The organism is Pseudomonas sp. 8BK (genome assembly GCF_902506475.1).
GTDB lineage: Bacteria > Pseudomonadota > Gammaproteobacteria > Pseudomonadales > Pseudomonadaceae > Aquipseudomonas > Aquipseudomonas anguilliseptica.
Genome location: NZ_LR733252.1, coordinates 4,203,707 through 4,221,468 on the forward strand (window position 1 = coordinate 4,203,707; position 17,762 = coordinate 4,221,468).

The following is a 17,762-nucleotide window of genomic DNA, read 5'->3' on the forward strand; positions in this document are numbered from 1 at the left end:
TAAGGTGCTGATCCCCCGGCCAACCGCTGGCTGGCCGGAGTTGTTTGTTTAGTCACGCAGAAGAAGCATAAGTGCCCTGTCAGTCTGCCTTGACCAGGGTCGGCTCACCGAGATTGGCCAGACGCACGCTGCTCTGCAGCTGCTCAGCCTCGCTTTGGCTGCTCAGCGGCCCCAGACGCACGCGGTGCAATATCTGCTGGTTGCGCACCACTGAGCTGACGAACACTGGCGCAGCCACTGTTTCGCTCAGCTTCGACCGGAGTAGCTCCGCAGCGTCCGGATTGGCGAAGGCGGCCACTTGGAGATACAGGCCAGAGGCTCCGACTGAAGCGTTTTTTTTTGCGTCAATCTGCACGGGGAGCACCGCGGCGGCATGCTGCTGCGGGGGAGGTGAATAGTGCTCAACCGGCTGCGCGATAGGCTGTGCCACCGGCTGGGACTGGGCGACTTGCTGCGGCGCAGCCAATACCATCGGCACTGGGCGGCCCTGCTGAGCCCACCACTCATGCGGATCAATGCCTTCGACCTTGACCCGCGCGGTGCCGCTTTCGGCATAGCCGAGCTTCTTCGCGGCAGCAAAGGACAGGTCGATAATCCGGTCGGAATAGAACGGCCCGCGGTCATTGACCCGCAGAATCGCGCTCTTGCCGTTTTCCAGGTTGGTCACACGCACATAGCTCGGCAGCGGCAGGGTTTTGTGTGCGGCGGTCATGCCATACAGGTCGTAGGTTTCACCGTTGGCGGTGGCCTGGCCATGGAACTTGGTGCCATACCAAGACGCCGGCCCAACCGCCTGATAACGACGAGCATCGGGGATCGGGTAATACTGCTTGCCGAATACGGTGTAGGGGCTGGCCTTGACCGGGCCGTAGTGCGGCATCGGCACCGCATCGGGAATCCGCGATACATCAACATCCCACCAGGGCGCGCCGTCCTTGTGCGGCCGGCTGAAATCACCCGGCCCGGAAATCGCCCCGCCAGGCTGCACTGGCGCAACCGGCTGCGGCGCACGGGTGGACGAGCAGCTGGCCAGCAACAGCGCCAGGCTGCCATAGGCAGCTAATTTGAAAGGCAAACGCGACATCAATTCTTACCCCGTGCATCAACCAGCAACTCGGCCAGCTGATTGACCGCCATGGCATACATAACACTGCGATTGTAGCGGGTGATCACAAAGAAGTTAGGCAGGCCCAACCAGTACTCGGCGCCATCAGCACCTTCCAGACGGAAGGCAGTCACCGGCAAATCGTCGGCCAGCGGGTCGGCACTGGCCCAACCCAACGCACGCAGCTCACCGACATTCTTCACCGGGTCCAGGCCAACAGTCAGACCCTGTTCAGCCTGCTCCCCCTTGATGGTGGCGGCGCTGACTACCGGTTGCCCCGACTGCCAGTGGTGGCGCTCGAAGTAACTGGCGACGCTGCCGATGGCATCGACTGGGTTATTCCAGATATTGATATGGCCGTCGCCATCAAAGTCCACGGCGTAGGCGCGGAAGCTGCTCGGCATAAATTGCGGCAGCCCCATGGCGCCGGCATAGGAGCCGGTCATGTTCAGCGGCTCAACCTGCTCTTCACGGGCCAGCAGGAGGAACTCGCGCAGCTCCTTGCGGAAGAACGGTGCACGCGGCGGGTAATCGAAGGCCAGGGTCGACAGTGCATCCATCACACGCCAACTGCCGGTATTGCCGCCGTAGAAGGTTTCCACACCGATGATCGCAACGATTACCTGGGCTGGCACGCCGTACTCGGCTTCGGCACGGGCCAGCGTTTCCTCGTGCTGCTTCCAGAACTCGACGCCCTTGCTGATGCGCTTGTCGGTGATAAAGATCGGCCGGTAATCCTTCCACGGCTTGGCCTTTTCTGCCGGACGCGAGATGGCATCAAGGATCGCCTGCTTGCGCTCGACTTGGGCAAACAGCTCGACCAGCTGCTCGCCGGCAAAGCCATAGTCACGGGTCATTTCGCCGATAAACTCAGCTACCTGCGGCGACTGCTGATAATCCCCGGCCAGCGCGGGCTGAGCCACTGCGCACACCCCGGCCAACGCCAGCCAAGGTGCAGTACGTACCATCCAACCACGCGCGTTTTGCATTGAATTCATAATCCCAATCAAGCCTGTGTCATCCACTTACGATGAGTGTGGATCGACATCAAAATTCCAAATCCCGCCAGCAAGGTAATCAGCGAAGTGCCGCCATAGCTGATGAATGGCAGCGGTACACCCACTACCGGCAGCAGGCCGCTGACCATACCGATATTGACGAAGACATAAACGAAGAAGGTCATGGTCAGCGCGCCGGCGAGAAGCTTACCGAACAGCGTCTGCGCTTGCACGGTAATCACCAGGCCACGCGCGATCAACAGCATGTACACCAGCAGTAACAAACACACGCCAACCAGGCCGAACTCCTCGGCCAACACGGCGATGATGAAGTCGGTGTGGCTCTCCGGCAGAAAATCCAGGTGCGACTGAGTACCCTGCAGCCAGCCTTTGCCGAGCACTCCGCCCGATCCAATCGCCGCCTTGGACTGGATGATGTTCCAGCCACTGCCCAGCGGGTCACTTTCCGGGTTGAGGAAGGTCAGCACGCGCTGTTTCTGGTACTGATGCATGACGAAGAACCACATGCCGATGGCAATCGGCACCACCGCCGCAACCGCGCCGATCACCCAACGCCACTGCAGGCCGGCGATAAACAGCACAAAGCCACCCGAAGCGATGATCAGCAAAGACGTGCCCAGATCAGGCTGCAGCAGAATCAGCACAAAGGGCACGATGATCATCGCCAGGCTGATGCAGATATGTTTGAGGCGCGGCGGCAGACTGCGATTGGACAGGTACCAGGCGATTGTTGCCGGCATGATGATTTTCATGAATTCCGAGGGCTGGAAACGGATCACTCCGGGGATATTGATCCAGCGCGTGGCGCCCATGGCGTTATGCCCCATGACATCCACGGCCACCAGCAAGGCCACACCGCCGACATAGGCCAGCGGCACCCAGCGGGCCATAAAGCGCGGTTCGAACTGGGCGATGATAAACATACCGACCAGGCCGATACCGAAGGAAGTGGCCTGCTTCATCAGCAGGTCGACGTTCTTGCCACTAGCCGAATACAGGATAAACAGGCTGCCAGTGGCCAGCACCAGCAACAACAGCAGCAAAATGCCGTCGATATGCAGACGCTGCAGGATGGTCGCGCGGCGACGCAGCAGGTCTTCGGAAGACAGGTTGCGGTCAAAATTACTGTTCATGGCGCAGCGACCTCAGCCGCCACAGGCGGAGCATATTCGGCTTTCAACTGACCGTTTTCATCCAGCAACCAGGCATCGATCACCTGTTTGACCACAGGCGCGGCAACGCCGGAGCCGGACTCGCCGTTCTCGACCATTACCGACACGGCAATCTGCGGGTTATCCGCAGGCGCAAAGGCGACGAACAGGGCGTGGTCACGGTGGCGCTCGGCGACCTTGCTGCGGTCGTATTTTTCACCCTGCTTGATCGCCACCACCTGGGCGGTACCGCTCTTGCCGGCCATCCGGTACAGCGCGGCATCGCCAACCTTGCGCGCGGTGCCACGCGGGCCGTGCATCACCTGCTCCATACCATGACGGCCGTTATCCCAGAACGCCGGATCACGCAGCACAATATCCGGCAGCGGGTTCGGGTCGACTGGCGCACGGCCCTGAATGGTCTTGGCCAGGTGTGGGCGAATCCACTTGCCGCGTGTGGCCATCAGCGCCGTGGCCTGAGCCAGTTGCAGTGGCGTGGTCTGCATATAGCCCTGACCGATGCCGAGAATCAGCGTTTCACCGGGGTACCAGGCCTGACGGTAACGCGCCCGCTTCCAGTCCCGCGACGGCATCAGCCCGGCCGTTTCCTCGAACATGTCCAACGCAACGCGCTGCCCCAGGCCGAAGCGGGACATGTAGTCATGCATGCGGTCGATGCCCATCTTGTGCGCCAACGAGTAAAAATAGGTGTCGTTGGAGCGGGCAATCGCCAGGTCCATATCCACCCAGCCGTCGCCACTACGGTTCCAGTTGCGGTACTTGTGGCTGTGATTGGGCAGCTGATAGAAACCGGGGTCGAATACCCGGGTCTGCGGCGTGACGACACCAGCATCCAGCCCCGCCACCGCGACCATCGGCTTGATCGTCGAGCCCGGCGGATAGAGGCCGCGCAACACTCGGTTGTACAACGGCCGGTCGATCGAATCACGCAGATCGGCATAGGCCTTGAAGCCGATACCGGTAACAAAGGGGTTGGGATCAAAACTCGGCTGACTGACCATCGCCAGCACTTCGCCAGTCTGCGGCTGAATCGCCACAATCGCGCCACGACGACCGGCCAGGGCCTTTTCGGCGGCCTCCTGCAAGCGAATATCGAGGCTCAGTACGATGTCCTTGCCGGGCAACGGGTCGGTGCGCTTGAGCACACGCAGCACGCGACCGCGGGCATTGGTTTCGACTTCCTCGTACCCCACCTCACCGTGCAGCTCGTCTTCATAGAAGCGCTCGATACCAGTCTTGCCGATATGGTGTGTGCCGCTGTAGGCCACCGGATCGAGCTCTTTCAGCTCTTTCTCGTTGATCCGCCCGACATAGCCTACCGAATGGGCAAAATGCTCGCCCTGCGGGTAATGCCGCACCAGCTGCGCGGAGACCTCAACGCCAGGCAGGCGGAACTGATTGATCGCGATGCGCGCGATCTGCTCCTCGCTCAGTTCGAACAGCACCGGCACCGGTTCGAACGGTCGCCGCCCCTGACGCACACGCCGTTCGAACAGCGCACGCTCATCCGGCCCCAGCTCCAGCACTTCGACAATCACATCGAGCACCTGCGGCCAGTCACCGGCGCGCTCACGGGTCAGGGTCAGACTGAAACTGGGCCGGTTATCGGCGATGATCACCCCGTTACGGTCATAGATCAGCCCGCGGTTCGGCGGGATCGGCTGCACGTGAATGCGGTTGTTTTCCGCCAGGGTGGTGTGATGTTCGAACTGCACCACCTGCAGGTAATACATGCGCGCCACGAGCACCGAGGTCAGCAGCAAAACCACCACAGCACCGACCACCGCGCGTTTGCGGATCAGGCGGCCGTCTTTCTCGTGGTCTTTGAGGCGGATTGGTTGCGGCATCGATGGCTGCTGGTTATTTGTGGTAGGGGTGGCCGGACAACACGGTCCAAGCACGATACATCTGTTCGCCAATCAGAATCCGCACCAAGGGGTGCGGCAAGGTCAGCGGCGACAGCGACCAGCGCTGCTCACTGCGCGCCTGCACCTCGGGCGCCAGCCCTTCCGGCCCCCCGACCATCAGGTTGACGGTGCGCGCATCCAGGCGCCACTTGTCGAGCTCGACCGCCAGCTGCTCGGTACTCCAGGGTCGCCCTTCGACTTCCAGGGTGACAATGCGTTCCCCTGGTGCAACCTTGGCCAGCATGGCCTCGCCTTCCTGACGAATCATCCGCGCCACATCGGCATTCTTGCCGCGGGTGGTCAACGGAATTTCCACCAGTTCCAGGGACAACTCGCTGGGCATGCGCTTGGCATATTCCTGCCAGCCCTCTTCCACCCAACGTGGCATGCGCGAGCCGACGGCGATCAGTTTGATCCGCACCGCTGCGCGTCCTTATTCCTGTTCAGGGCCAGGCTCGGCGCTGAACTGCGCACGGCTCTGCTCAGCACCTTGCCACAGACGCTCAAGGTCATAGAACTGGCGAGCGGTTGGCAGCATCACGTGAACCACGATGTCGCCGAGGTCGAGCAGTGCCCACTCGCCGGTATCCATGCCTTCAGTGCCGATCGGCCGTACGCCCTGCTCCTTGACCTTCTCCAGCACGTTGTCGACCAGCGACTTGACGTGGCGGCTGGAGGTGCCGCTGGCGATCAGCATGAAATCGGTGATGCTGGTCTTGCCGCGCACATCGATGGTGGTGATGTCCTGCGCCTTGATCTCTTCCAGGGCTGCGATGGCCAGTTTGACCAACTCTTCGCTCTGCATTTTTGCCTTAGTCATAAGTAACTCGTTTGCCTCGTGTTCAATTCGCGCCACGGTACAGTCCGTGGGCATGGATATAGGCCAGTACCGCGTCAGGCACCAGAAAACGTGCCGACTTTCCGCTCGCCAGTAGCGAACGGATCTGGGTAGCCGACACCGCCAGAGGTGTCTGCCAGATAAAAGCAATCTGCCCACTCGGCCCACTCAGGGCCGACGGGGCACTCACACTGCGCGCCGCCAACAGATTGCGCAGCGCCTCGGGCGCTTCACTGTCGGCATCGGGCCGTTGCAGCACCAGAATATGGCAGTGCTGCAGCAACTCGCCCCAGCGCTGCCAGCTGGGTAAACCGCAGAAAGCATCCCAGCCCAGCAGCAGAAACAGCTGATCGTCCACTGCCAACTCGCTGCGCAGCGACTCCAGGGTGTCGATGCTGTAGGACGGTTTGTCGCGCAGCAGCTCGCGATCATCCACCTGCAGCACCCCGGCATCGACTACCGCCAGCCGAACCATGGCCAGGCGATCCTCGGCACTGACCTCTGGTGCGCTGCGGTGCGGCGGCCGCGCACTAGGGATCAGGCGCAACTCATCGAGCTGCAGCGCATCGGACACTTCCACGGCGCTGCGCAGATGGCCGATATGCACCGGATTAAAGGTGCCGCCAAGCAGACCGATGCGTCGGGCGTCGCTGCGTCGGGCCATCAGGTACGCCCCATCAGGTACGAATGTGCCCGTCGCCGAACACCACGTACTTCTCGCTGGTCAGGCCTTCCAGGCCGACCGGGCCACGTGCATGCAGCTTGTCGGTAGAAATGCCGATCTCCGCGCCCAGACCGTACTCGAAGCCATCGGCGAAACGGGTCGACGCGTTGACCATCACCGAGGCGGAATCCACTTCGGTGAGGAAACGCCGCGCATCACTGAAGTTCTCGGTGATGATCGCGTCGGTGTGCTGCGAGCCGTAATGGTTGATGTGTTCAATGGCCGCATCCAGCGAGTCGACAATGCGAATCGCCAAAATCGGCGCGTTGTACTCGGCAAACCAGTCATCTTCGCTCGCTTCCAGCACATCGCTGCCCAGCAGCGCGCGGGTCGCGGCATCGCCACGCAGCTCAACACCCTTGTCGCGGTAGATGGCGACCAACGGCGGCAGCACCTGAGCGGCCACGGCGGCATGCACCAGCAGGGTTTCCATGGCGTTGCACGGCGAATAGCGCTGGGTCTTGGCGTTGTCGGCAACACGGATGGCCTTGTCGAGGTCGGCGGCGACGTCGATATAGACGTGGCACACACCATCCAGGTGCTTGATCACCGGCACCTTGGCGTCACGGCTGATGCGCTCGATCAGGCCCTTGCCACCACGCGGCACGATCACATCGACAAATTCCGGCATGGTGATCAGCGCACCAACGGCGGCGCGGTCGGTGGTTTCCACCACCTGCACGGCACTGGCGGGCAATCCGGCTTCGGCCAGGCCGAGCTGGATGCAGCGAGCAATCGCCTGATTGGAGTGAATCGCCTCGGAGCCGCCACGCAGGATGGTCGCGTTACCGGACTTCAGGCACAGGCTCGCGGCGTCGATGGTCACGTTCGGCCGCGACTCATAGATGATGCCGATCACGCCGAGTGGCACGCGCATCTTGCCGACCTGAATACCCGACGGCAGGTAACGCATATCGCGGATCTCGCCAATGGGATCGGGCAGCGTGGCGACCTGACGCAGGCCTTCGATCATCGAGTCAATCACCGCCGGCGTCAGCGCCAGACGGTCGACCATGGCCGGCTCCAGACCATTGGCGCGCGCGGCGGCCAGGTCCAGCTCGTTGGCGGCAGTCAAATCGCTGCGGGCCGCATCCAGCGCGGCTGCGGCGGCCTGCAGGGCACGGTTTTTCTGCGCGGTACTGGCACGCGCCAGCACGCGCGAAGCGCTGCGGGCGGCCTGTCCCAGGCGGGTCATATAGTCGAGCACGGACTCAGTCATGGTCTTGGCAGGTCTGGCGGTTGAAAAAAGTCGCTGAGTATAACGGTCGCGCCGCTCCACGCCCAGCGCTGCGCGGCGGACGGTATACAGCGCGTTCGCCGCATCCTGTGGTAACGCCGGCAAACGCCGCCCCATCAGCCGCACCGAGAAACAGTGACACCACAGAGCATCAGCCGCCCGAAGGTTAGGTAAACAAAAACCGTCCGAATGTTTACCTTGCCATTAAAAGCAAGACAGACGGCCGACCGCCGGGGTGGGATCAGCATGCATTACCGTACCGACTACTGCTCCGCACAACTCAGCGAAGCCCCACAGGTGCTGCACCTCGGCGACCTGCGCCTGCACTACCAGGCCTACGCCTGCCGCAGCCATGACCCGCGCCCGCCGGTACTGCTGCTGGGTGGCGCGTTCCAGAGCTTTCGCTCGTTTGCCGCCGAGGTCAGCGAGCTGCTCAGCGAACACCCGGTGATCCTGCTCGACCTGCCCAGCCAAGGCGGCAACCTGCAACTGGTGCCCGACCTGAGCCTGGAACAGCTGGCTGATCTGATTGCCGCCTTCGCCGATGAACTCGACCTACCGCCCTTGATGCCAATCGGCCTGTCCTACGGCTCGGCCCTGGCCGCGCTGTTCGCCGCCCGCCACCCCGAGCACTGCGCCCGCGTATTGCTGGCCGGGATCACTGCCTTCGGCCGCCCCGGTGCACGCCTGCTGCTGCAGGAGGGCCTGGCATTACTCGCCGAAGGGCGCTGCGAGGCCTTTGCCCATGGTGCGCTGACCGGCCTGCTCAACCCTTTGCGCCTGGAACAGACTGGCGTAGCCCCGGTATTTCGCAAGGCACTGCTGCGGCAGATCCAGCGCTTGTCAGCCGCCGATATCGAACGCTACCGGCAGAACAGCCAGCGCCTGCTGGACTTCCAGGGTTTCCAACAACACTCCAGCTGCCCGACCCTGGTGCTGGCAGGCGAGTATGACCACTTCACTCAACCCTGGGAGCACGCACACTTTGCTGCCGCCTGCGCCCAGGCCAGTTGCGCCCTGATCCACAACGCCGATCACCTCGCGCAATTCGAACAGCGCGACGCCTGCGCCAATCTGTACAACCCGTTTCTGCGCGGTGACGCCCTGCCAAGCCGCAGTCCAGGCAGTAGCCTGCTAGCCCAATCGCAACTGCTGCAGCTTGAAAAACGCCATGAAACGCGCCTGCCGCCCAGCCAGCGCCACGCTCGCCTGCAGCATCGTGATGGTGGGGAATGGACGGTAGAGCTCAGCGAATTGGGTTTCTTTGGCGGCTTGCTGCACGCTGATCTGCCGGCTATTAGCGGCACGCGTGGCTGGCAATTGCTGTGCAAGGATCTACCCGCCCAGCCTCTGCTACCCCTGCGCCAGGATCCAAACGGCCTGGCCTTCGTTTTCCCGCACAGCGATCAGCAGGCCAGCCAGGCGCTAGCGACACAGTTCCAGCTGCAGCCGCTACCAGCAGCGGCCTGCGCTTAAACCCGCGCCTCGATCACCCGCACCAGCCCGGCATTGCGCGATGGCGCCAGGCCAAGCGCCTGGGCCGTACGGCTCGGGTCAAATACTGCAACCCGACTGAAGCCACACTTCTCAAAGCCCTGCACAATCTCCTGGTCATTACGGTAATGCAGCGGGTAGTTGCCACGGGTCAGCCGGCCGATCAGGCCGACGCCCCAGCGCAACTGGCGGTAACGTGGGTGCTCGCGCAGGTCCGGGTACAGTTCGGTCAGGTAGGCGGCCTGGGGAAACTCGCGCAGCTGCTCGGCCAGGCGCGTCCAGAACGACTCGATCAGCGCCAGCTCAAAGTAATTCACCAATCCCTCGGTAATCACCACCACCGGTTTGCCGTGATCCAGCTCGGCGAACAGCGCCGCCAGGCTTTTGCCACCCTCCTCGGCGAGGATATCCACGGCGCGCACCTGATGCTGACTGCCCAGCCAGCCCTCGGCATTCAGCAGTAGGCGTTTACGCGCGGCCATCACCGGCAGATCAGCCTCGACGTAGCGCACATGCGGGTACCGCGCGGTAAACCGGCGGCCACGCGGCGACAGGCCGCAGGCGATCTCTACCACCTGAGACACGCCGCCCTGCTCAATCGCCGCCGTCAGCTGGGCATCAATCTGCAGATGCCGTTGCAGCAGAAATTGCTCAATATCCAGGCCGAAACCGACCCGCGCGCCCCAGGTAATGGGGCTGAGCAGACCATGCACAAAACGCCCGAAACCGGTGGCAAAAGCCGCATCTGCCAACTGGTGGCGATACCAGATATAGCCGGTGTAATGGGCACTAGGGCTGATATGGGCGCTGCTGACGCGGGCACGTTCAGACATGATTCAGACTCTTATTGTTATGATCACTGGCCGCTTAACGACGCTCAACTGAGTGCCCGAAACGGCAACAGCCCCAGCCTATGCCCTGCCGAGTAAGCACAACACCGCATGCCAGCCGATCCCAACCTAAGTTTGCCCTGGCCTCAATGCCGCGCACTGCCGGCAAGCTTCTTTGACCGCGACGCGCGCCTGCTGGCACGCGAGCTGCTCGGCAAGGTGATCCGCCATAAACAGGGCGAGCGCTGGCTGAGCGCGCGAATTATCGAGACCGAGGCTTACTACCTGAGCGAGAAAGGCAGCCATGCCTCCCTTGGCTACACCCATAAACGCCGCGCACTGTTTATGGATGGCGGACACATCTATATGTATTACGCCCGGGGCGGCGATTCACTGAATTTCAGCGCCCAGGGCCCCGGCAATGCGGTACTGATCAAATCCGCCTATCCCTGGCAGGACGAACACAGCGGTGCAGATGCCGTGGCGCAGATGCAGGCGAATAACCCCGACGCCCAGGGCAGACCACGCCGCCGCGAAACCCTCTGTGCCGGGCAAACCCTGCTGTGCAAATCGCTTGGTTTGAAAGTACCGGATTGGGATGCGCAGGCATTCGATGAGCAACACCTGTTTGTCGAAGACCTCAGTGAGCGCCCGCGGCAAATCGTGCAATGTGCGCGCCTGGGCATCCCCCACGGCCGTGACGAACAGCTGCCCTACCGTTTTGTCGACGCCGCCTTTGCCCGCCATTGCACCCGCAACCCGTTACGACGCGGACAGCTGATCGGCCAGGACTATCACCTGCTAACCCCCATGGATGACCACCAATGAGCCAATGGTTCGACACCTTGACCCTCTGGCTAAGCGCCAACCCCGAATGGCTGGGCCTGGCGATTTTTTTGCTGGCCTGCGGCGAATGCCTGGCGATTGTCGGCATTCTCGTACCCGGCACCGTATTGCTGTTCGCCGTCGCTGCGTTGGCCGGTAACGGCGCGCTGGGCCTGGGTGAAACCCTGCTGCTGGCGTTTTGCGGCGGGCTACTGGGCGATTGCCTGTCCTATGGACTGGGGCGCCATTTTCATCAGGACATCGGCCGACTGCCGGTACTGCGTAATCACCCGCAATGGCTGAACAGCGCCCACGGCTACTTTGTGCGCTACGGCGTCGCCAGCCTGCTGGTCGGGCGTTTTATCGGTCCACTGCGACCCATGCTGCCGATGGTCGCCGGCATGTTCGACATGCCCTTCGTGCGTTTTTTTAGCGTCAGCCTGCTGGCTGGGGTTGGTTGGTCCATCGCCTATATGCTGCCCGGCTGGGCCACGGGTGCAGCCCTGCGCCTGCCGCTGCCAGAAGGGTTCTGGACCCAGGCCGGGGCCATTGCCGCCGGTGTGGCACTGGTAGTGGGCATCAGCGTGCAAGGCAGCTTGCGTGGACAACGGCACGCCAGCCTGCTGACCGCGGCGGCAAGCCTGGCTCTGCTGATGGGCCTGATGCTCAGCTGGCCACACCTGAGTCAGCTCGATCAAGGCCTGCTGACCTTGGTGCAGGAGCATCGCAGCGCGGCGCTGGACACCCTGATGGTGCTGGTCACCCGCCTCGGCGATATGCGCACGCAACTGGCGGCGGCCGTGTTGCTGTGCCTGATTCTGCTGGCGACCCGGCAATGGCGCGCGCTCTGCCTGGCGATTGGCAGCCTGCTCGGCACCGCCCTGGCCAACGGCGCGCTGAAAGCATTCTTCGCCCGCAGCCGCCCCGACGTGCTGCTGGAGCCGCTGAACAGCTTCAGTTTTCCCAGTGGGCACAGCTCGGCGGCCTTCGCGTTCTTTCTGCTACTCGGGGTGCTGGCCGGCCGCGGGCAACCGACACGTATGCGCCTGACCTGGCTGCTGCTGGCCTGCCTGCCAGCCGCAGCGATTGCCGGCTCGCGGATATACCTGGGGGTGCACTGGCCCAGCGACATCATCGCCGGGGCCATGTTGGCGGCCTGTTTCTGTGCGCTGAGCCTGGCCCTGGTGCAATGGCGCACGCCACTGCCGGCGCTGTCGGGGAAAGTCTGGTGGCTGTTGCTGCCGGCGATTATCGCCCTGCTCGGCGGCATCACCACCTGGCAGCTGTCCGCCGGGGTGCTGCTGTACCGTTACTGACGCTCGCCCTGCAGCAGTTCCAGCAGCAGCTGCAGCAGCTCCAGACGCAGCTGCACCTCGGGGGTTTCAAGCAACTGCAGCTTCTGCTCGGCGTCCAGCGGCAACAGATAGGCCAGCTGATTAGCCAATGCCTCCTGCCCCATCGGCTCGCTCGACATGCCCAGCGACGCCACCAGCGGGTGAGCGCTTAGCGCACCGAGCAATGCCACCAGGTCAGCATGCTCAGCTTCCAGCGGCTGTTCTGGTTGCTCGTCCAGCCACTCGACTTCCGCCACGGTCAGTTGATCCGATAACACCTGCGCGCGCTGCACGCGGAAGCGTCGACCACCCTCGACGCGAATCCCCAGCAGGCCATTGGGGCGCTGCTGGAAATCACGGATCAATGCCTCGCAGCCTATCGCCGAGAACTGCCCGGCGGCCTCGCCTACCTCAGCGCCGTCAATAATGCAGACCACACCAAAGCCCTGGCTCTGCTTCATGCAGCGGCTGATCATGTCCAGATAACGCGGCTCGAATATCTGCAAGTCGAGCATGCAGCCAGGAAACAGCACGGTATTCAGTGGAAATAGCGGTAGGGTCACAGGCGCCTCCTTATAACCACAACAGAATAGCCAGCGGCAGCAACACGGCAGTGAATACGCCCATCAGACTCATTGCCAGGGCGGAGAACGCGCCGCACTCCTCGCCTTCCTGCAGCGCGCGGGCGGTGCCGACCGCGTGCGCAGTCAGGCCCAGGGCCATGCCCAGCGCAGCCGGGTGCTGCACGCCACAGCGCTTGAGCAGCGCCGGGCCGATGATCGCGCCGATAATCCCGGTGATCATCACAAACACCGCCGCCAGGGCGGCAATCCCGCCAATCTGATTGGCCACCAGCATGGCAATCGGCGAGGTCACCGATTTGGGTGCCATGCTCATCAGCATGATCTGCTCGGCACCGAAGACCCAGGCCAGGGTAATCCCCAATACAGTCGCAACCACGCCGGCCACCAGCAGGGTGATCAGCGTCGGCCAGAACAGCTGGCGAATTCGCCGCAGATTAAGGAACAGCGGCACCGCCAGCGCCACCGTGGTCGGCCCGAGGAACAGCGTCAGCGCCGCCGCGCTGTCCTTGTACTCGGCAAAGGTCAAACCGCAGGCCAGAAGAATGCCGATCACCGTAAGCATCGACAGCAGCACCGGCTGCAGAAACACCCAGCGGGTTTTCTCATAGGCGGCAATCGCCAGCTGGTAGGCACCGAGGGTGATGCCCACGCCAAACAACGGATGGTGAATCAGCGCCTGCCAGGCGGCGTGCCATTCCAGCGTCATGCGTCCTCCCGACGTTGCTGACGATCGATCAACTTCTGCATCAACCAGCCGGCGAACACGATGGAGATCAGCAGCGACAGCAGCAGCGCACCGGCAATCGCCCAGAAGTCGGCAAAGATATCCTCGGCATAGGCCATCACCCCCACCGCTGGAGGCACCAACAACAGCGGCAGGTATTTCAACAGGCTGGTGGAGGCCAGATGCAACGGCTCGCCCACCTCACCGCGCAGCAGCAGAAAGCCGAACAACAGCAGCATGCCGATGATCGGACCCGGCAGGATCGGGATCAGCAGGACATTCAGCGCAGTGCCGAGCAACTGGCACAGCACCAGCCAGGAAAGGCCGCGTAGCAGCATGATGGGTAATCTCCGAATCGTATGATCCCAGACACAGTGCCGCGCATTATAAGCAGAAGCGCCCGGCAAGGGCCGGTTTACAGCGGTCGCGAAAGATCAAGCCGGGCACAGACGCAGCCCGCAATAGGCACTTGACCCTGCGGCAAACCCATGATGATCTTAGGGCAGAAGGATTTACGCCCCAAAAAAAACAACACTTGCGTCTTCAAGGAGAAACCATGACATCAGTACCCGCCGCCGAATTGCCCAGCTATATCGGTAAAGAACTCGGTCGCTCCGAATGGCTGACCATCGACCAGGAACGCATCAACCAGTTCGCCGAATGCACGGGCGACCATCAGTTCATCCACGTCGACCCGGAAAAAGCCAAGCTCACCCCGTTCGGCTCCACCATCGCCCACGGCTTCCTCTCGCTGTCGCTGGTGCCCAAGCTGATGGAAGGCATCATGATCATGCCCAAAGGGCTGAAGATGGCCGTCAACTATGGTCTGGACAGCGTGCGCTTTATCCAGCCGGTGAAGGTCAACTCCAACGTCCGCCTGGTGGTCAGCCTGACCGACGCCCACGAGAAGAACCCTGGCCAATGGCTGCTCAAGGCCAAGGTCGTGCTGGAGATTGAAGGTTCGGAAAAACCCGCCTATATCGCCGAACCGTTGACCCTCTGCTTCGTCTGATCGCAGCCACTGGACAAAGGCGCACAGGCATCTGCCAGTGCGCCTTTTTATTTTTATGCTTGCGCCGGTGCGCTCAATCACGGCACTTCGAGCACTTTAAGGCATACTCGGCAACGACCTTCCAGCCTGGATTTTCTGCATGCGCCGCCTCTCCCTTCTGGCTCCACTGAGCCTCGCCCTGCTGCTTGTCGCCTGTGGCGATGGCGAACCCTTGCTGCCACCGGATGCCGTGCTACCCGATGGTGGGCGCTACCGTGGCGAAGTTATCGACGGCCTGCTGCAAGGTCCTGGTCGCCTGGATTACAACGACGGCAGCTACTACCAGGGGCAATTCAAGGACGGCCAGTTCAACGGCCAGGGGGAATGGCGCAGCAAGCACGGCGAGCTCTACCGCGGCGAGTTTCAAGGCGGCGACTTCCACGGCCAGGGCAACCTCACCTACAGCGACGGCAGCCGTTACGAGGGTGGCTTTGTCAACGGCATGCCCAGCGGCGAAGGCCACCTGAAAAGCAGCCAGCTGGAATACCGCGGCGAATTTAGCAAAGGTCAATACAACGGCCTGGGCAAGCTGCAGTGGAGCAACGGCGCCAGCTTCCAGGGCCAGTTCAAAAAGGGCGAACCCGACGGCCAGGGCGTACTGACCGACGCGGAAGGCAATGCATACACCGGCACCTTCGACAACAGCCAGCTTAATGGCCAGGGTAGCTTCAAGAATCTCGACGGCGACCTCTACAGTGGCCAGTTCCGTGACAACCAATTCCACGGCAAGGGTCGCTACCAAAGTGCCGATGGCGAAGTCTGGAGCGGACGCTTCACCCATGGCAGCCTCACCGGCAAAGGCGAATTCAAGGGCAGCGACGGCAGCCATTACGCTGGCCAGTTCAGCGACTGGAGCTACCACGGCGAAGGCCGCCTAAGCCTGGCCGATGGCAGCATCTATCAAGGCAACTTTGCCTACGGCCAATACCAGGGTACCGGCAGCCTGACGCTGGTCGATGGCAGCCAGCAAAGCGGCACCTGGCAGAACGGCCGACTGACACGTGATGCTCAAGGCAACGCCATACCCGACGATCTGGCCACCGGCCTGCTGGAACAAGGCCGGCTGCTCGATACCGCCATCGCCAAGCTGCCTGCCTCGACCCCGGACATCGAACTCTACGCCCTGACCCTGGCCGGCGACGGTAAGCAGAGCGTATTTATGCGTGAGGCCGATTATGTCGGCAACCTGCTGCAGGATCGCTTCGCCGCCCATGGCCTGATTACCCTAGTCAACCACCGTGACCACCTGGCGGATCGTCCGCTGGCCACCAGCGCCAGCTTGGGCCGCAGCGTTAAGGCCCTGGCCGAACGCAGCGGCGAGGAAGACCTGATCTTTATTTACCTGACTAGCCACGGCTCGGCTCGACACGAGCTAAACCTCGACCAGCCGCGCCTGCAGCTCAACGACCTGCCCGCCAGTGAACTCGCTGCCCTGCTCGAGCCGCTGAAAGATCGCCACAAGGTGCTGGTGATCTCAGCCTGCTACTCCGGTGGCTTTATCCCCAAGCTGCAGGATGACAAGACTCTGGTGATCACTGCCGCACGGGCCGATCGGGTGTCCTTCGGTTGCTCGGAGGAAAACGACTTCACCTACTTCGGCCGTGCGCTGTTTGCCGAAGCCCTGCAGCAGACCGATGACCTGCAGCGCGCCTTCAAGCTGGCCCAGACCAGTGTTGCCGAACGCGAAAAGGCCGACGGTTTCGAAGCCTCCGAGCCGCAGATCTGGCCAGCCAAGGCGGTGCTCGCACAGTGGCGCAAGCTGCGCGAACAGCAGGCCGAGCGCGCCCTGAACAATGCACTTGAGGCGCAATCTGCGGTCAACCCATAACAGCCATGCACGCCACCAACGGCCTGATAAGCTGATTGATATCAGCGGAGAACTTCACACTATGTATTTGACGCCACAGCACATCCTTCTCGCAGGCGCCACCGGACTGACCGGCGAGCACCTGCTGGACCGCCTGCTGAACGAGCCCACCGTCGCTCGCGTACTGGCCCCCAGCCGCCGCCCTCTGGCCGCGCACGCACACCTGGAAAACCCGCAGGGCGAACTGCTGGCCCTGCTGCCGCAACTGACGGGCAAGGTCGATACAGCTTTCTGCTGCCTGGGCAGCACGATCAAACAGGCCGGCTCGCAAGAGGCTTTTCGCGCGGTCGATCATGACCTGGTGATCGCCTTCGCCGAGCGCGCCCGCGCCCTCGGTGCACGTCACCTGCTGGTGATCAGCGCCCTCGGCGCGGATGCCAATTCCACCGTGTTCTACAACAAGGTCAAAGGCCAAATGGAGCAGGCCCTGCGCGCGCAGGGCTGGCCGCAGCTAACCATCGCCCGCCCTTCGTTACTGCTTGGCGCACGCCAGGAATTCCGCCTTGGCGAGCGCTTGGCCGCGCCCTTTATGCGCTGGCTGCCGGGCAAGTACCGTGGCATCGAAGCCACCGTCCTAGCCCGCGCCCTGTGGCGTCTGGCCCTAGAAGAAGATGCCGGCACTCGGGTAATCGAATCAGACCAACTGCGCCGCCTCGGCCGCTAACTGCTGTTAATCAAGAAGCCATCGACCTATGAGCACCACCCCGCACGACCTGATCAGCGCCCTGAGCCAAGCCGACATGCTGGAAATCGACGACCTGCATGCCTGGCAGTTCAACCTCAACACGGAACAATTGGCCCAGCACCAGACAGGCACCCCGCCTGCTGACGACGCGCCGCTGCTAAGCATCGAATGCATGGATGGCCGCGCCCTGCGCAAATGGCACTTCAGCCTGGCCCAGGTCATGGCCGCGCGCTTTGACGGTGAAGCCGACGCCTGGAACATCAGCGGCACTGCTGGAAATCACCTGATCAAGTGCTTTGCCGCCGTCAGCGGTGACAACAGCGACCTGCCAGACGACGCCAGCAACGACGCGGAGTAGCGCGAGGA

The 17,762-nt window shown here is 62.5% G+C and carries 19 protein-coding genes; 7 read left to right on the top strand and 12 right to left on the bottom strand.

Features of this window, described 5'->3' with window-relative positions:
* Positions 1 to 79: 79 nt before the first annotated feature.
* The 8 genes from ACIN8IBEIGE_RS19650 to ACIN8IBEIGE_RS19685 are packed head-to-tail and all read right to left on the bottom strand — an operon-like array spanning position 80 to position 7,984.
* Positions 80 to 1,084, bottom strand: coding sequence for a septal ring lytic transglycosylase RlpA family protein (locus ACIN8IBEIGE_RS19650; protein WP_160016129.1), 1,005 nt, complete (start codon positions 1,082 to 1,084; stop codon positions 80 to 82).
* Complete coding sequence (mltB, locus tag ACIN8IBEIGE_RS19655) at positions 1,084 to 2,094, bottom strand: lytic murein transglycosylase B (RefSeq protein WP_160016432.1); 1,011 nt, start codon at positions 2,092 to 2,094, stop codon at positions 1,084 to 1,086. The genes ACIN8IBEIGE_RS19650 and mltB overlap by 1 nt, the downstream gene beginning before the upstream one ends.
* A gap of 17 nt (positions 2,095 to 2,111) precedes the next feature.
* A complete protein-coding gene (rodA, locus tag ACIN8IBEIGE_RS19660) occupies positions 2,112 to 3,215 on the bottom strand; it encodes a rod shape-determining protein RodA (protein WP_178124405.1) in 1,104 nt (367 codons plus the stop codon).
* Between the two features lie 38 nt (positions 3,216 to 3,253).
* On the bottom strand, positions 3,254 to 5,143 hold the full coding sequence (gene mrdA / locus ACIN8IBEIGE_RS19665; RefSeq protein ID WP_090381349.1) for a penicillin-binding protein 2: 1,890 nt from the start codon (positions 5,141 to 5,143) through the stop codon (positions 3,254 to 3,256).
* A gap of 13 nt (positions 5,144 to 5,156) precedes the next feature.
* On the bottom strand, positions 5,157 to 5,624 hold the full coding sequence (gene rlmH, locus ACIN8IBEIGE_RS19670; protein WP_160016131.1) for a 23S rRNA (pseudouridine(1915)-N(3))-methyltransferase RlmH: 468 nt from the start codon (positions 5,622 to 5,624) through the stop codon (positions 5,157 to 5,159).
* 12 nt (positions 5,625 to 5,636) lie between these two features.
* Positions 5,637 to 6,008, bottom strand: coding sequence for a ribosome silencing factor (rsfS, locus tag ACIN8IBEIGE_RS19675; RefSeq protein WP_160016433.1), 372 nt, complete (start codon positions 6,006 to 6,008; stop codon positions 5,637 to 5,639).
* 37 nt (positions 6,009 to 6,045) lie between these two features.
* Complete coding sequence (gene nadD, locus ACIN8IBEIGE_RS19680) at positions 6,046 to 6,705, bottom strand: nicotinate-nucleotide adenylyltransferase (RefSeq protein WP_160016132.1); 660 nt, start codon at positions 6,703 to 6,705, stop codon at positions 6,046 to 6,048.
* Between the two features lie 13 nt (positions 6,706 to 6,718).
* Positions 6,719 to 7,984, bottom strand: coding sequence for a glutamate-5-semialdehyde dehydrogenase (locus ACIN8IBEIGE_RS19685; protein WP_160016133.1), 1,266 nt, complete (start codon positions 7,982 to 7,984; stop codon positions 6,719 to 6,721).
* 264 nt (positions 7,985 to 8,248) lie between these two features.
* Here ACIN8IBEIGE_RS19685 and ACIN8IBEIGE_RS19690 point away from each other — a divergent pair, with 264 nt between their 5' ends.
* A complete protein-coding gene (locus ACIN8IBEIGE_RS19690) occupies positions 8,249 to 9,478 on the top strand; it encodes an alpha/beta fold hydrolase (RefSeq protein ID WP_160016134.1) in 1,230 nt (409 codons plus the stop codon).
* Here the strand turns inward: ACIN8IBEIGE_RS19690 and ACIN8IBEIGE_RS19695 are convergent.
* Positions 9,475 to 10,329, bottom strand: a complete 855-nt coding sequence (locus ACIN8IBEIGE_RS19695; protein WP_160016135.1) for a class I SAM-dependent methyltransferase — start codon at positions 10,327 to 10,329, stop codon at positions 9,475 to 9,477. The genes ACIN8IBEIGE_RS19690 and ACIN8IBEIGE_RS19695 overlap by 4 nt on opposite strands.
* 108 nt (positions 10,330 to 10,437) lie before the next feature.
* Between ACIN8IBEIGE_RS19695 and ACIN8IBEIGE_RS19700 the strand changes: the two genes are divergently transcribed.
* Both ACIN8IBEIGE_RS19700 and ACIN8IBEIGE_RS19705 read left to right on the top strand, forming a co-directional pair.
* Positions 10,438 to 11,154, top strand: coding sequence for a DNA-3-methyladenine glycosylase (locus tag ACIN8IBEIGE_RS19700; protein WP_160016136.1), 717 nt, complete (start codon positions 10,438 to 10,440; stop codon positions 11,152 to 11,154).
* The gene (locus ACIN8IBEIGE_RS19705; RefSeq protein WP_160016137.1) at positions 11,151 to 12,467 is read left to right on the top strand and encodes a bifunctional DedA family/phosphatase PAP2 family protein; all 1,317 of its coding nucleotides are present in this window, start codon (positions 11,151 to 11,153) and stop codon (positions 12,465 to 12,467) included. Before ACIN8IBEIGE_RS19700 ends, ACIN8IBEIGE_RS19705 begins: the two co-directional genes overlap by 4 nt.
* Here the strand turns inward: ACIN8IBEIGE_RS19705 and ACIN8IBEIGE_RS19710 are convergent.
* Genes ACIN8IBEIGE_RS19710 through ACIN8IBEIGE_RS19720 form a run of 3 tightly spaced genes read right to left on the bottom strand, consistent with a single transcriptional unit; the run spans position 12,461 to position 14,131 of the window.
* Complete coding sequence (locus ACIN8IBEIGE_RS19710; protein ID WP_160016138.1) at positions 12,461 to 13,048, bottom strand: LON peptidase substrate-binding domain-containing protein; 588 nt, start codon at positions 13,046 to 13,048, stop codon at positions 12,461 to 12,463. The genes ACIN8IBEIGE_RS19705 and ACIN8IBEIGE_RS19710 overlap by 7 nt on opposite strands.
* Positions 13,049 to 13,058: 10 nt before the next feature.
* Positions 13,059 to 13,769 carry an LrgB family protein gene (locus ACIN8IBEIGE_RS19715; protein WP_160016434.1) on the bottom strand — a complete coding sequence of 237 codons (711 nt, stop codon included), beginning with the start codon at positions 13,767 to 13,769 and terminating at the stop codon, positions 13,059 to 13,061.
* A gap of 2 nt (positions 13,770 to 13,771) precedes the next feature.
* Positions 13,772 to 14,131, bottom strand: a complete 360-nt coding sequence (locus ACIN8IBEIGE_RS19720; protein ID WP_160016139.1) for a CidA/LrgA family protein — start codon at positions 14,129 to 14,131, stop codon at positions 13,772 to 13,774.
* A 218-nt stretch (positions 14,132 to 14,349) separates the two neighbouring features.
* Here ACIN8IBEIGE_RS19720 and ACIN8IBEIGE_RS19725 point away from each other — a divergent pair, with 218 nt between their 5' ends.
* The 4 genes from ACIN8IBEIGE_RS19725 (at position 14,350) to ACIN8IBEIGE_RS19740 (ending at position 17,754) form a co-directional block, all read left to right on the top strand.
* Positions 14,350 to 14,805 carry a MaoC family dehydratase gene (locus tag ACIN8IBEIGE_RS19725; RefSeq protein ID WP_160016140.1) on the top strand — a complete coding sequence of 152 codons (456 nt, stop codon included), beginning with the start codon at positions 14,350 to 14,352 and terminating at the stop codon, positions 14,803 to 14,805.
* 139 nt (positions 14,806 to 14,944) lie between these two features.
* A complete protein-coding gene (locus tag ACIN8IBEIGE_RS19730; RefSeq protein WP_160016141.1) occupies positions 14,945 to 16,672 on the top strand; it encodes a C13 family peptidase in 1,728 nt (575 codons plus the stop codon).
* Positions 16,673 to 16,733: 61 nt separating this feature from the next.
* Positions 16,734 to 17,375, top strand: coding sequence for an oxidoreductase (locus ACIN8IBEIGE_RS19735; RefSeq protein ID WP_160016142.1), 642 nt, complete (start codon positions 16,734 to 16,736; stop codon positions 17,373 to 17,375).
* A gap of 28 nt (positions 17,376 to 17,403) precedes the next feature.
* Positions 17,404 to 17,754: a DUF5629 family protein gene (locus tag ACIN8IBEIGE_RS19740; RefSeq protein ID WP_160016143.1), complete on the top strand. Its 351-nt coding sequence runs from the start codon at positions 17,404 to 17,406 to the stop codon at positions 17,752 to 17,754.
* Positions 17,755 to 17,762 lie beyond the last annotated feature (8 nt).

Bases quoted from the DNA above. Each gene is read 5' to 3' on its own strand.
- mrdA (WP_090381349.1), bottom strand. From the start codon at position 5,143: ATGCCGCAACCAATCCGCCTCAAAGACCACGAGAAAGACGGCCGCCTG.
- ACIN8IBEIGE_RS19650 (WP_160016129.1), bottom strand. From the start codon at position 1,084: ATGTCGCGTTTGCCTTTCAAATTAGCTGCCTATGGCAGCCTGGCGCTG.
- mltB (WP_160016432.1), bottom strand. From the start codon at position 2,094: ATGCAAAACGCGCGTGGTTGGATGGTACGTACTGCACCTTGGCTGGCG.
- ACIN8IBEIGE_RS19730 (WP_160016141.1), top strand. From the start codon at position 14,945: ATGCGCCGCCTCTCCCTTCTGGCTCCACTGAGCCTCGCCCTGCTGCTT.
- nadD (WP_160016132.1), bottom strand. From the start codon at position 6,705: ATGGCCCGACGCAGCGACGCCCGACGCATCGGTCTGCTTGGCGGCACC.
- ACIN8IBEIGE_RS19740 (WP_160016143.1), top strand. From the start codon at position 17,404: ATGAGCACCACCCCGCACGACCTGATCAGCGCCCTGAGCCAAGCCGAC.
- ACIN8IBEIGE_RS19705 (WP_160016137.1), top strand. From the start codon at position 11,151: ATGAGCCAATGGTTCGACACCTTGACCCTCTGGCTAAGCGCCAACCCC.
- ACIN8IBEIGE_RS19695 (WP_160016135.1), bottom strand. From the start codon at position 10,329: ATGTCTGAACGTGCCCGCGTCAGCAGCGCCCATATCAGCCCTAGTGCC.
- ACIN8IBEIGE_RS19720 (WP_160016139.1), bottom strand. From the start codon at position 14,131: ATGCTGCTACGCGGCCTTTCCTGGCTGGTGCTGTGCCAGTTGCTCGGC.
- ACIN8IBEIGE_RS19685 (WP_160016133.1), bottom strand. From the start codon at position 7,984: ATGACTGAGTCCGTGCTCGACTATATGACCCGCCTGGGACAGGCCGCC.
- ACIN8IBEIGE_RS19700 (WP_160016136.1), top strand. From the start codon at position 10,438: ATGCCAGCCGATCCCAACCTAAGTTTGCCCTGGCCTCAATGCCGCGCA.
- ACIN8IBEIGE_RS19725 (WP_160016140.1), top strand. From the start codon at position 14,350: ATGACATCAGTACCCGCCGCCGAATTGCCCAGCTATATCGGTAAAGAA.
- ACIN8IBEIGE_RS19735 (WP_160016142.1), top strand. From the start codon at position 16,734: ATGTATTTGACGCCACAGCACATCCTTCTCGCAGGCGCCACCGGACTG.
- ACIN8IBEIGE_RS19690 (WP_160016134.1), top strand. From the start codon at position 8,249: ATGCATTACCGTACCGACTACTGCTCCGCACAACTCAGCGAAGCCCCA.
- rsfS (WP_160016433.1), bottom strand. From the start codon at position 6,008: ATGCAGAGCGAAGAGTTGGTCAAACTGGCCATCGCAGCCCTGGAAGAG.